This is a genomic window from Acinetobacter rudis, from assembly GCF_000829675.1.
In the GTDB taxonomy this organism is placed as follows: Bacteria; Pseudomonadota; Gammaproteobacteria; order Pseudomonadales; family Moraxellaceae; genus Acinetobacter; species Acinetobacter rudis.
The window spans coordinates 55222-67436 of sequence record NZ_BBRX01000017.1; the positions used below are offsets into that span (position 1 = coordinate 55222).

The 12215-nt window shown below is 40.8% G+C and carries 14 protein-coding genes; 3 read left to right on the forward strand and 11 right to left on the reverse strand.

The genetic code is table 11. From position 1 onward, the window contains the following. Together Aru01_RS02830 and Aru01_RS02835 are read right to left on the reverse strand one after the other, a co-directional pair. Entirely contained in the window at positions 1-426 is a 426-nt protein-coding gene (locus Aru01_RS02830; RefSeq protein ID WP_016657699.1) for a hypothetical protein, read from the reverse strand. Positions 427-572: 146 nt separating this feature from the next. Then, the gene (locus Aru01_RS02835; protein ID WP_016657700.1) at positions 573-1985 is read right to left on the reverse strand and encodes a D-2-hydroxyglutarate dehydrogenase; all 1413 of its coding nucleotides are present in this window, start codon (positions 1983-1985) and stop codon (positions 573-575) included. A 419-nt stretch (positions 1986-2404) separates the two neighbouring features. Between Aru01_RS02835 and serA the strand changes: the two genes are divergently transcribed. From serA to Aru01_RS02850, 3 genes are all read left to right on the forward strand, one after another. Beyond that, a complete protein-coding gene (gene serA / locus Aru01_RS02840) occupies positions 2405-3637 on the forward strand; it encodes a phosphoglycerate dehydrogenase (RefSeq protein WP_016657701.1) in 1233 nt (410 codons plus the stop codon). A gap of 194 nt (positions 3638-3831) precedes the next feature. Further along, the gene (locus Aru01_RS02845) at positions 3832-4746 is read left to right on the forward strand and encodes an EamA family transporter (RefSeq protein WP_040331459.1); all 915 of its coding nucleotides are present in this window, start codon (positions 3832-3834) and stop codon (positions 4744-4746) included. Between the two features lie 86 nt (positions 4747-4832). Further along, on the forward strand, positions 4833-5738 hold the full coding sequence (locus Aru01_RS02850) for an EamA family transporter (protein ID WP_042111128.1): 906 nt from the start codon (positions 4833-4835) through the stop codon (positions 5736-5738). 80 nt (positions 5739-5818) lie between these two features. Here Aru01_RS02850 and Aru01_RS02855 read toward each other — a convergent pair whose 3' ends face one another. From Aru01_RS02855 to rpsP, 9 genes are all read right to left on the reverse strand, one after another. Then, positions 5819-6370, reverse strand: coding sequence for a DUF2867 domain-containing protein (locus Aru01_RS02855; RefSeq protein WP_016657704.1), 552 nt, complete (start codon positions 6368-6370; stop codon positions 5819-5821). Positions 6371-6401: 31 nt separating this feature from the next. Beyond that, positions 6402-7316, reverse strand: a complete 915-nt coding sequence (locus tag Aru01_RS02860) for a LysR family transcriptional regulator (protein WP_016657705.1) — start codon at positions 7314-7316, stop codon at positions 6402-6404. Positions 7317-7761: 445 nt separating this feature from the next. Further along, on the reverse strand, positions 7762-8082 hold the full coding sequence (locus tag Aru01_RS02865; RefSeq protein ID WP_016657707.1) for a hypothetical protein: 321 nt from the start codon (positions 8080-8082) through the stop codon (positions 7762-7764). 90 nt (positions 8083-8172) lie between these two features. Then, complete coding sequence (locus tag Aru01_RS02870; protein ID WP_016657708.1) at positions 8173-8940, reverse strand: sulfite exporter TauE/SafE family protein; 768 nt, start codon at positions 8938-8940, stop codon at positions 8173-8175. Between the two features lie 66 nt (positions 8941-9006). Next, the gene (gene truB / locus Aru01_RS02875) at positions 9007-9912 is read right to left on the reverse strand and encodes a tRNA pseudouridine(55) synthase TruB (protein WP_016657709.1); all 906 of its coding nucleotides are present in this window, start codon (positions 9910-9912) and stop codon (positions 9007-9009) included. 178 nt (positions 9913-10090) lie between these two features. After that, complete coding sequence (gene rplS, locus Aru01_RS02880; RefSeq protein ID WP_016657710.1) at positions 10091-10462, reverse strand: 50S ribosomal protein L19; 372 nt, start codon at positions 10460-10462, stop codon at positions 10091-10093. Between the two features lie 145 nt (positions 10463-10607). After that, entirely contained in the window at positions 10608-11348 is a 741-nt protein-coding gene (gene trmD / locus Aru01_RS02885) for a tRNA (guanosine(37)-N1)-methyltransferase TrmD (RefSeq protein ID WP_016657711.1), read from the reverse strand. A 42-nt stretch (positions 11349-11390) separates the two neighbouring features. Beyond that, on the reverse strand, positions 11391-11939 hold the full coding sequence (rimM, locus tag Aru01_RS02890; RefSeq protein ID WP_016657712.1) for a ribosome maturation factor RimM: 549 nt from the start codon (positions 11937-11939) through the stop codon (positions 11391-11393). 13 nt (positions 11940-11952) lie between these two features. Further along, positions 11953-12210, reverse strand: coding sequence for a 30S ribosomal protein S16 (rpsP, locus tag Aru01_RS02895; protein WP_016657713.1), 258 nt, complete (start codon positions 12208-12210; stop codon positions 11953-11955). Between the last annotated feature and the right edge of the window lie 5 nt (positions 12211-12215).

Here is a 12215-nt window from a genome sequence, read left to right on the forward strand (position 1 = left end):
TTAAGCACAAGGTTTTGTTTCAAAAAGCTTTTTGTTGTTACCACGCTGGCATTTGTAGCTGGTTTCAGTTTGCTTCAATGCCCAGTGACCCGTATCTTCTCGTTTAAATTGATAAACCGTTCGGATTGCATCGATGGAGTCATCCATCAATCCTGATTGTATGACGGTTACTTGTGCAGCAGTCGGTGATTCGACGCGATTAAATACCTGTTGGATAGAAACTTGATTTAACTCAGTGGCTAAGTCAGGTTGTAAACGATGTAGCTGTTGCAACGGCGTTTGTACGATCGGTTGTACAAGCTTAGGCGGTGTTTTCTGTTCTACGTTCTTTTCAGTTTTTAATGCTGATGGATAAAGAGATTGAAGGCTATTACAGCCAGCCAGACTCACAGTCGCGAGGAGTGTGGCAGCAAGGATCAAACGCATGGTCAGCTCTCTATAAATAATGTATTTCTGCAAAATTTAAGTCATATTGTTAAACAGCGCAATGTTTCTCTACTTTCAATTGAAAAAACCACACTATATCTGGATATAGTGTGGTTTTATAAGTCTTAGCGACTCAATACAACATATTATTTTAAATCAAAAAGTTTTCCAGGGTTCATCACACCATTTGGATCGAAAACCTGTTTTAATGCACGCATATATTCTATTTCTTCAGCACTACGGGTGTAGTCCAAATACGGCTTTTTGGTCATTCCTACACCATGTTCAGCAGAAATCGAACCATCGTATTTTTTCACTGTATCAAATACATATTTGTTAACTACCTGACACTTAGCAAAGAATTCATCTTTACTCAAATCAGCTGGCTTTAAGATATTGAGGTGTAAATTACCATCACCAATATGGCCAAACCAGCAAATTTCAAAATCAGGGTAGTTTTCAGACACGATCGCATCAATTTCTTCAATAAATGCAGGAACATGACTAATTAGAACTGAAATATCATTTTTATATGGAATAAATGGCGCAATAGATTCAGAAATATCTTCACGTAAGCGCCATAAATTTTGTACTTGCTCGAGGCTTTGACTCATCACACCATCTAGCACCCAGCCTTGTTCCATACAATGTTCAAAGATTTCCATCGCCGCGTCCATAATTGGCTCATACGGCGCTTCAAACTCTAGTAATACATAAAATGGGCATTCAGTTGCAAATGGACGTTGTACGTGGCCATGGTCGAGTACTTTTTGCATTGCAAGTTCACCAAAGAACTCAAATGCAGTTAAATCGATTTTATTTTGAAATGCGTGAAGTACCGGCATAACCGCAGCAAAATCAGGTACACCTAAAACGATCACTTGAAGATCATGTGGTTGACGTTCAAGCTTAATTTCAGCTTCAGTCACAATCCCCAAAGTCCCTTCTGCACCAATGAATAAATGCTGCATCGCATAACCGGTTGCATTTTTAATCATGCCTTTATTTAAACGGAGAATATCGCCCTTACCTGTCACTACAGTAAGACCTAAAATCCAGTTACGTGTCATGCCATATTTGATGACTTTAATACCACCCGCATTGGTCCCGATATTCCCGCCCATTTGCGAAGAACCTGCAGAGGCAAAATCAACTGGATAATACATCCCTTGCTCAGTTGCATAGTCTTGTAATTGTTCAGTGACCACGCCAGCTTGAATACGCACCATACGGTCAGCAGGTAAAAACTGTAGGATTTGGTTCATTTTGTCCAAACTCACTACGATTTCACCATTACTTGCTACAGCACCAGCAGAAAGCCCAGTACGACCACCACTCGGTGTAATCGCAACATTGAACTGATTTGCAAGTTTAACTATAGCTTGAACTTGTTCAGTGCTTGATGGGAACACGATAACCGATGGATTTGGATCAAAGTGCTTAGTATGGTCTCGTCCCCAATTTTCGAGACTATCGCTATCCGTTTTAATACGATTTTCGCCAACAATAGCGGTCAATTGGGTCAGTAATTCGGGGTTTAAAGCGACTGGAGCATTCATTGTCAGCAGACCTAGCAAAGTAAGACACGGGGTAAAAGTTCAGCAAATTCATGAACAGTAGCGAGCTGCTTACACTGTCCAGATCATAGACAAGATCACAGACAAGCACATGATATTTGACTCAGCAGTACAGAAACTGCCTGATTAGGCTTTGTAGTATAAGGCATTTTTAGACAATCGGCTTAGTTGAATTGGCTAGACTCGACCAAAACTCGGCTAAAATCGCGTGTTCAGTACGCTATCAAAGGCTTTATTCATCAAGCTTTTACAGTAAAATCACCTCAAAATGATTAAAACTAACACTATGAAGCAAAAACGTTTAAAAAATATCAGCATACAACGATTGAAAGCAAATGCGTATAGTCGCTTTGGTGTGCTAATATACTGCCACTAAATTTGGCCTTTGTAGCGGAGCCGTAATGAGTCAACATCTTTCACTACCTAAAGATAAAATTCGTTTTCTATTGCTTGAAGGTGTGCATCAAAATGCAATCGACACCTTAAATGCAGCAGGTTATACCAACATTGATTATCGCAAAACAGCACTTGATGGCGATGCGCTTAAAGAAGCTATTGCTGATGCGCACTTTGTTGGAATCCGTTCCCGCACGCAATTGACTGAAGAAGTATTTGAAGCTGCCAACAAATTAATCGCAGTAGGTTGTTTCTGTATCGGAACTAACCAAGTTAATTTAACAGCAGCAATGGAACGCGGTATTCCAGTATTCAACGCACCATATTCTAATACCCGTTCTGTAGCTGAATTGGTTCTTGCTGAAACAATCTTATTGTTACGTGGTGTACCTGAAAAATCTGCATCTTGTCACCGTGGTGGTTGGAACAAGTCTGCAGCAGGTTCATTTGAAACTCGTGGTAAAACGCTAGGTATCGTGGGTTACGGCTCAATTGGTTCACAACTTTCTGTTTTAGCTGAAAGCTTGGGTATGCATGTCATTTATTATGATGCAGTCACTAAATTGCCAATGGGTAATGCACGCCAAGTGGGTAGCCTTAACGAATTATTAGCGAATGCTGATGTCGTCACGCTACACGTTCCAGATGTACCATCTACTCGTAATTTCTTTGGCAAAGATCAGTTTGCACAAATGAAACAAGGTTCAATCTTCCTTAATGCTGCACGTGGTACGTGTGTTGTCATCGAAGACCTTGCTGATGCAATCAAATCTGGCCATGTTGCTGGTGCTGCAGTTGACGTATTCCCGAAAGAACCTAAAGCAAATGGTGAAGAGTTCATCTCACCACTTCGCGGTTTGGACAACGTGATCTTGACTCCACACGTGGGTGGTTCAACCATGGAAGCTCAAGCCAATATTGGTCTTGAAGTTGCTGAAAAATTTGTTGCTTACTCTGACAAAGGTATGACTTTATCTGCGGTTAACTTCCCAGAAATCGCATTACCATTGACTGAAGGCAAACACCGCTTATTGCACATCCATCAAAACGTTCCGGGTGTGTTATCTAAAATCAACAACCTCTTTGCTGAACACGGCATTAACATCTCTGGTCAATCTTTAATGACTAAAGGTGATGTTGGTTATTTAGTGATGGATGTAGATGCAACTGCATCTAAAGAAGCTTTAGATACGTTACACGAAGTTGAAGGTACAATCCGCGTTCGTGTTTTATTCTAAGCGTTTCTATACATTGAAAATGCTGGGCTAAGCTCAATTTAGCGACACATTTTCATTGCTAAAAAACCACACTTGTATTTTGATATCGTGTTAATTTTATCAAATACAAGCTGTGGTTTTTTTTGCCTTTACAAGAGGCCCAATCAGATCTCCAAAGTGATCTCAAGCCACAAGCCCATCGATTTGGTGAGACTATGTCCTTCCTTAAAAATGCTCCTCAGCTGCAAGCAATCGGCTTGCTGCTCTTAGCAATCATTTCATTACAAAGTAGTGGTTCGCTTGCTAAAGTTCTATTTCATGAGTTTCCTGTGCTCACCGTCGCTGCTATGCGAATTTTACTCAGCGCAATTATCCTGACAGTTATATTCAAAGCGTGGAAAATTAACTTTAGTCAAGTACGCTGGAAAGCGGTTTTAAGCTATGGCTGTGCTTTAGCAGGAATGAACATCTTATTCTATTCGGCGATTAGCCGTTTACCTCTTGGCATTGCAGTTTCATTCGAATTTATTGGCCCGCTCGGTGTTGCACTATATTACGCAAAACAACGTTTTGATTTTGTTTGGGTGGGTATGGCCATATTGGGTATTATCCTTTTATTTCCCTTCGATCAATCAGCACAAGACTTGGACCTTATCGGTATTGCACTTGCTTTAGGTGCAGGAGCGTGCTGGGCACTGTATATTGTTGCTGGACAAAAACCATCTGGCGTATCAGGCAACCATACCGTCTGTTTAGGCATGTGTATTGGTATGGTCGTCATGTTGCCATTTTTATTGTTCTCACCAGCATTAGCACAAGTCGCCGAACTTCCTGCACTTTATTATTTTATTGCGCTGGCTGTATTGGCAAGTGCTCTACCGTTTAGCTTAGAGATGGTGGCTTTACGTAATCTCAGTCCACTGAGTTTCGGTACACTGACCAGTCTCGAACCTGCAATTGCAGCACTATCAGGTTTTATCTTTCTAGGTGAGTATTTACTTTGGACACAGTGGTTAGCACTACTGACCATTGTGATGGCTTCCATGGGGTGTACCTACACCACTCAACGTGCTCGACAACAACGTGAACAACAAGCTGCAGCACTCGAACAGCCTGCTTCAAAATCTTAATTCTGCCTCACAAAGATCCAGTTATGCTATTAGACATAAGCTGGATCATGTTAAAATTCATCCATTCCATTGTGAACGCCTTTGTCATGCCCAATACTCAACTCACTGCCATTTGCTTCATGATTTTATCGATGCTGGCTTATCAGGTCAGTGCTTCATATGCTAAGCAATTGATCGCAGTATTGGACCCACTCACTGTTGTCACACTACGCTTATGCTTTGCCTCCATCATGATTTTCGTCATGTTTCGTTCTTGGCGTATTATCAAACGTCTAGGCGATCTACGTTGGCGCGACCTGCTACTATATTCAGGCGCTGTAGCCCTAATGAACGTCTTATTCTATGCATCTTTGGGTAAGTTACCGCAAGGTATTGCAGTCGGGTTAGAGTTCATGGGACCGCTTACACTGGCCTTGATTTCGATTAAGCAACGTATGGATCTGCTTTGGGTCTGCTTAGCTATTGCTGGAATCGCCCTCTTAGTGCCATGGCAAGATGCAGCACAAGCGCACTTCTCTTATCTCGGTGCCGCTTATGCCTTAGGTGCTGGTGTATGTTGGGCTTTTTATATTTACTTTGGTCAACGTGTTGCACATCAAAATATCGGCATGCATGCGCTCAGCATCGCGATCTGTATTTCAGCACTTTGCCTATTGCCTTTTAGCTTGGCCTATAATGCAGAAGCCGTACTTAATACCCAATATTGGGGACATGCCCTGCTGATTGCGCTTTTGGCAACCGCTATTCCATACACATTGGATCTAATGGCACTTAAGCGCTTAAGCAAACTCAGCTACGGCACCTTGTCGAGTCTATCGCCTGCACTTGCTGCCTTAGCTGGATTTATCCTACTCAATGAACGCATTAGCACATTACAAATGGTCGCTTTAGCCTGCATCATTATGGCGTCGATTGGCGTGACTATTGGCTCTGCACGACAAAAAGCTGAACAACTCATCTCTCCAAATGATAGATCATTAAATCAAAAATAAATGCCATTTTCACTGATCAATAGTCTGTGTGGAAAACCGCCAAGTTATCCACAAGTTCATCGATCAGTGAACTAAAATGCTCATATATTTTTAGATTGGGCTATACTTTTCTGAAGCTGTTTTAAAATTCGATGCCGAATTAAACCACTCACTGGGCGAATCAAATACCAGTATGGTCTAAATTTAGATAATGCCTTTGCACCTAAACAGGACACGCGAGTTTCAGTTGTAACACGGCAACGCGTGTCATCTAATTGTTCAATTGAAAAATATAAAATGAGTTTTGCATCACCAAGCTGATCAAAAGCCAGAAATGACTCTGCACTATCAATGACAACCTGCCCGTAATCAAGTTTCCAAAATTGACCGACCAGACCAAAAACAACTTCTTGATCGCCATTTTTTTCGAGTAAAGTAAAGTTATCAAGGCCAAAGGTTTTTTGGGATTGTTTTGACTTATGCAATAAACGATGAGGAAGCTCTCTCAGTGCAATCGCATATCTGAAGAACAAATCACGATCAGCCTGATAGTTTAAGATTTCCTTCATCACCTCCGCAGCAGAGCCTACCATATCTAAATGATGTTCTTCGCAATAGTTATAGACTGGTAAATATTTTACATTCAATGACATATTACATACTCCGCAGGGTTACTCTACTTTGCTATGTAATACCCAATAAGTCTACACATTGATAAAAATCCTGAATGGATTTAGCACAGCGTTCAATGATGACGTCATTATCTTTTTTCCAGATGAGCTGAACTTCAGCCTGACTATTGTTGTCACCTAGAGCAATTAATTTGACGTTCTGCGGTAAAACTGTAGAAAACTCTTCAGGCACGATACAAATCCCTAAACCTTGTGCCACTAAGTCTAATTGCGAGAGCTTCCTTGAAGATATTCTCGATTTCTTTTGGGAAAACCCATGACTTAAACAAAGACTAGAGACTAAATAACTTAGACCTCCTCGTTCAGCATGTGGGGTAGAGACAAAGTTAAAATCCTTTAAATCACCAACATACACACTGCTCTTATCATCAAAGTTTGGATCAGAGCTTGATACCGCGACATATAAAGGTGCGACATATAAACACACAGCATTCACTTCGTTTAACGTATGATAAATTGGTGGACGAATAAACCCAATATCAATCTCACCACTCTGTATCGCCTCAATTTGAGCCTCAGAAGAAAGCGTATTCAACTCGATACTAATGTCATACTCTTCACAAAGTTGATCTAAAAGCTGCAGTTTTTTTTGATCTAAAATAATACTACTCGAATGGCTAAGCTTTAACGTTCTATTTTCACCTCGACTGATTCCCTTTGCTAACTCAATCGAATGATTAAAATAATCCAGATTTTTTTTTATATTTTTATAAAGAAAAGACCCAGCAGCGGTTAATTTAATTCTCTTCTCAGATCGATCAAAAATAATAAAACCCAGTTCATCTTCTAAATTCTTTATTTGACGGCTCAAGGCAGATTGGGCAATAAATAGTTTTTCTGAAGCTGAGATAAAACTCCCTTCTTCAACAATTTTAACCAGATAAGTGCATTGTTTGAATGTTAACATATCTCATAATTAGATAGGTGGGGATTATTTCTATATTAGATTAGATCATTAAATTCTTATATCTTTTTATCAGATTTTCTCTGAGTTGAAATAAAGATGGCGATTAAATATAAAATTACTCTATTCGTTGTGATGGCTATTATCTGCTTACTTGCCCAATCTTTTGATACCTATATGGGAACGAGCAATCTCAAAAAAGACTCAGGAATAGATCAGCTTATTGATTAACAAAGACACTCCTCTCCCTTGTTCTCATTGCATCATCTGTGCGATGCAATGCCAAATGAGTCGATGATTTAAGTCATATCATCCTCATTTAATTGAGCTTCTTATACTGCAAATATGGATCTAATATTTTCATGAACCATAAAGCATCTTAGCGGCAAATCACAAACTGTTTGGGCATTCCAGCGCATAACGATTGAACAAGGGAATACCGGCTTCATTACTCAGCAATGATGTCGTAATAAAGGTCATCCAAACACAGCACAGTAGCAATTTTTTTGCCTTCAATTTCGATAGGAACGTGAATCACTGTACGAATCAGTTGTGTCCCTATTTTCTCCTCATAACGATGAATACGCACTTGCTCAGCAATCACTTCCGCACTTTTTAAATATTCAATAAAGTTTGGGTCATAACCCTTTTGCTTTTTAAAATCAGAAAAGCACTGCTCCCCCACAGACATGTCTTGCTTCGCCCAAGTCGTAGTACTTAAACCAAACAACATTAGAATCGCCAGTAAAGAAGAGAGTAACTTTTGCATTTTATTTCAGCCTAAATCATCAAAACACCCGCAGCTATCCTGAGTTTCATCGCCCCATTCAAGATGTGGAACATACCTGTATATTTATTTTTAAATCCAAAAAATTTGGTAAGCTAAACGACAAATCAACACGCTCACCAGAATTAAAAATAGAATACGAATAAATCCGCTACCATATTTTAGTGCAACCTTAACACCGACAATTGCCCCGAGGACATTGGCAACCGCCATGGTCAAACCATATTGAAATAACACATGACCAGCTGGAACAAAGAAACTCAGTGCAGCAAAATTAGTCATAAAATTGGCAATTTTAGACAGTGCCGAAGCATGTAAAAAATCCACTTTTAAATAACGAATAAAATAAAAAATAAAAAAGCTACCCGTACCTGGGCCGAAAATACCATCATAAAAGCCAATCAGTACACTTCCCACAGCAGCCAGAACCAGCACTTGTGTTGTGATCACTTGCTCAACGTGATCTTGGCCGAATTGTTTTTTTAAAAATGTGTAGATCGCAATCACGATCAGCATGACAAGGACTAAAGGTTTGAGCACATCCGTGGCAATATAACTGACACACATTGCCCCTATATAAGAGCCCAACCCTGCAAATATAGCGATGACGAATAACAATCGCCAAGGAATACGTACACGGCGCATAAATGAAAAGGCCGCTGAAGCAGTGCCACAAATTGACGCGAGTTTATTGGTACCAAAGATCGTCGCAGGTGCTGTAGAGGGAAATGCCCCCATTAATGCTGGAATTTGAATTAATCCACCACCTCCTACAGCTGCATCTATTGCGCCGGCGCAGAAGGCAAAGAACACCAAGGTCAGGATTAAATCAAATTCCATACTTATCTACTCTTATCATGCGATGACTGATCATTACTTCATCACTAATCAGCTTGATTATTCACTTTAGAGATTAAGAACACGTTTCGGGATTAAACGTTTTCGGTCACTAATTTCTGCTAAACCTAAGCAACGCTCACCATCAAACACTAAAACTTGTGCTTCAGCCGTATGATCAATATTACTTTCCATACCTCGACTAAAGTACTCTGCACGACCTTCTGGCGCTTGTATTTGCGGTAAATGTGCAACTGGCGCATAGCATGGCAATAATAAAGCTTCTCGCTCAGCCTCAGTTAACGACTCTAAATATTCAATGGTGTATTCAGGCAATAACTCAAAGTCACCTGTTTGAACACGGTGAAGATAGGTTAAATGGCCCACTGTGCCTAATGCCTTAGCAATATCTTCACCCAGTACGCGAATATAAGTGCCTTTACTACAACAAATATCTAGTCGAATACTATTCTGATCGAAATCAATCAACTCGATCAAAGGTACATGGATAGGACGAGCTTCTCGTTCTACCTCAATCCCTTTACGTGCCAACTCATATAAAGGACGACCTTGTTTTTTTAAGGCTGAATACATTGGGGGGATTTGCTCAGTCTCTCCCAAGAACTTAGCAAGTACCTGTTCAATCAAAGCTGCACTGAGTTCTGGAACTGATTTCTCTTCAAGCACTTCACCTTCAACATCACCAGTCGTGGTACAACGACCCAGCTGAATCACGGTGTGATAGCGTTTATTAGAATCAAGTAAAAAATGAGAGAACTTGGTCGCCTCACCTAGACAAATTGGTAACAGGCCACTCGCCAAAGGATCAAGTGCTCCTGTATGACCGGCTTTCTCTGCACGAAATAAATAGCGAACTTTTTGTAAGGCAGCATTAGAGCTTAAGCCCAAAGGCTTATTTAAAAGAAATACACCGCTAATGTGACGACGCTTTATTTTGGGACGTGCTGTATTCATAAAAAAGCTGAGTTAATCCAAGGTGTGCTCATGTTAACAATTCAGATGAAAGATTTATAGAACAAAGCACAATAAAGCAGTTCATTAAATGAAAGTTATCTGGCCAACTTAAATTATTTTTAACCAAAAAAAAAATGCGCCAATTGGCGCACTTTTTTCTGCAAATAAACGCGGTTGATTAACCTTGTTTACGAGCTGGCAATTTTTCACGAATACGAGCAGCTTTACCAGACAATTCACGTAGGTAGTAAAGTTTAGCACGACGAACGTCACCACGACGTTTCACTTCGATTTTAGCAACGATTGGTGAATGTGTTTGGAAAACACGTTCAACACCAACACCGCTAGAGATTTTGCGAACAGTGAAAGCAGAGTTCAAGCCACGGTTTTTCTTAGCGATTACAACACCTTCAAATGCCTGAAGACGTTCACGCTCACCTTCTTTTACTTTTACTTGAACGATGACTGTATCACCTGGTGCAAAAGCAGGAATATCTGTTTTTAACTGTGCATTTTCAACAGCTTGTACTAAAGGATGTTTACCACTCATTGTGGGAATCTCCAATATGTGCAGATCAGAAGAGGTCTGATGACTGCTGGGGATAGAGGCTAAACGCATATCGACCCGGTTATCTTTCCCTTTTATTGTTGACCTTTTCAAACAATAAAGGGCCTGTCTAGAGAGATTTAAAACCTTAAGATTCTAAATCTTTGAGCCATTTCTTTTGCTGCTTAGTCAGTTCCACCTGTTCAACCAATTCAGGTCGACGCTGTTGTGTACGCTGATAGCGTTGCAAAAACCGCCACTTTTCAATATTTGCATGATGCCCAGACTTTAAAACCTCAGGCACATCCAAACCTTCAAAATGGTCTGGCTTGGTATATTGTGGGCAATCTAAAAGACCATCCACAAAAGAATCTTGCTCCGCTGATTGCTCATCAGACATTGCATTCGGTAAACGCCGAATAATACTGTCTAACAACACCATCGCAGGGAGTTCACCACCCGATAAAACATAATCACCAATCGACCATTCTTGATCGACATATTTCTGGATCAAACGCTCATCGACACCCTCATAACGGCCACACAACACAATCAAACCGTCATATTTGACAAATTGTTGTACCGCGGGTTCATTTAAGGTCTTGCCTTGTGGTGACATATACACCACGGGGACATGAACACATCCTGCTTGCTTTGCAAGCTGTTTGGCATGCTGAATCGCTTTGGACAGAGGTTCTGCCATCATCACCATACCTGGACCACCACCAAATGGACGTTCATCCACTCTTTTGTAGTTGCCCTCAGCAAACTCACGAGGATTAATACAATCAACTTGTATCAATTCACGCTTTGCTGCGCGTCCGCTAATGCCGTAGGCTGTAATCGCTTCAAACATTTCAGGAAAAAGCGTTATGACTGCAAAATACACCGCAGACTCCTCAATTTTTCCTGCTGTGTTGGTCCTTTCGGACTAATAATCTACGCCCCAATTTACGTAGATACGACCAGCTTCGAGATCAACTCGCTGTACCACATCTTTGTGCCATGGAATCATACGTTCCTCACCATCAATGCTCTCTGCCGTTGCATGAACGACCATTACATCATTGGCACCTGTTTCGAATAATTCGTGAATTTTCCCGAAATTAATTTCTTGTTCTTGCTCATCGAGGCCCAGTACAACTAAACCTTTCAAATCAGACCAATAATATTCATCGACCCCAGGTTGAGGTAACTGTGATTTGGCAATCCAGATATTAGCGCCAACTAAGCTATCCGCCATTGTGCGATCAGAGACGCCCTTTAGCGAAGCCACCAAGCCTTTGCCATGTGGTTTCCAACGTTTAACATCTACTGTTTGCCAACCTGCTTTAGTTTCAACAAACCAAGGAAGGTAATCAAACACGTTGCTCATAGGTTCTGTATTGGAATAGACCCAGAGCCACCCATTTAATCCATATGCTGAACGTAACTGTCCAATCTGAATACGATCTTCCGGAACATTCTGTGCTGGTGTCATGGGTTACCTACACTTATGCAGTTGCAGCAGCTTTTTTAGCTTGAGCAGCTAAAGAAGCAACACGTTCAGACGGCTGAGCGCCCAAAGCAACCCAATGTGCAAAACGATCAGCGTCTAAACGAAGTTTTTCTGCTTGACCTTGAGCTGTAGGGTTGAAGAAACCAATACGTTCGATGAAACGACCGTCACGCGCATTGCGGCTATCAGTTACAATAACTTGATAGAACGGACGTTTTTTAGCACCACCGCGTGCTAGGCGAATTACTACCATGTTAA

What these genes read in the sequence shown, in the direction of transcription:
- rimM (WP_016657712.1), bottom strand. Translation starts at nt 11,939, where the DNA reads ATGACACCAGCACAGAATGTTCCGGAAGATCGTATTCAGATTGGACAG.
- Aru01_RS02835 (WP_016657700.1), bottom strand. Translation starts at nt 1,985, where the DNA reads ATGAATGCTCCAGTCGCTTTAAACCCCGAATTACTGACCCAATTGACC.
- serA (WP_016657701.1), top strand. Translation starts at nt 2,405, where the DNA reads ATGAGTCAACATCTTTCACTACCTAAAGATAAAATTCGTTTTCTATTG.
- Aru01_RS02865 (WP_016657707.1), bottom strand. Translation starts at nt 8,082, where the DNA reads ATGCAAAAGTTACTCTCTTCTTTACTGGCGATTCTAATGTTGTTTGGT.
- Aru01_RS02850 (WP_042111128.1), top strand. Translation starts at nt 4,833, where the DNA reads ATGCCCAATACTCAACTCACTGCCATTTGCTTCATGATTTTATCGATG.
- Aru01_RS02855 (WP_016657704.1), bottom strand. Translation starts at nt 6,370, where the DNA reads ATGTCATTGAATGTAAAATATTTACCAGTCTATAACTATTGCGAAGAA.
- rplS (WP_016657710.1), bottom strand. Translation starts at nt 10,462, where the DNA reads ATGAGTGGTAAACATCCTTTAGTACAAGCTGTTGAAAATGCACAGTTA.
- Aru01_RS02830 (WP_016657699.1), bottom strand. Translation starts at nt 426, where the DNA reads ATGCGTTTGATCCTTGCTGCCACACTCCTCGCGACTGTGAGTCTGGCT.
- rpsP (WP_016657713.1), bottom strand. Translation starts at nt 12,210, where the DNA reads ATGGTAGTAATTCGCCTAGCACGCGGTGGTGCTAAAAAACGTCCGTTC.
- truB (WP_016657709.1), bottom strand. Translation starts at nt 9,912, where the DNA reads ATGAATACAGCACGTCCCAAAATAAAGCGTCGTCACATTAGCGGTGTA.
- Aru01_RS02870 (WP_016657708.1), bottom strand. Translation starts at nt 8,940, where the DNA reads ATGGAATTTGATTTAATCCTGACCTTGGTGTTCTTTGCCTTCTGCGCC.
- Aru01_RS02860 (WP_016657705.1), bottom strand. Translation starts at nt 7,316, where the DNA reads ATGTTAACATTCAAACAATGCACTTATCTGGTTAAAATTGTTGAAGAA.
- Aru01_RS02845 (WP_040331459.1), top strand. Translation starts at nt 3,832, where the DNA reads ATGTCCTTCCTTAAAAATGCTCCTCAGCTGCAAGCAATCGGCTTGCTG.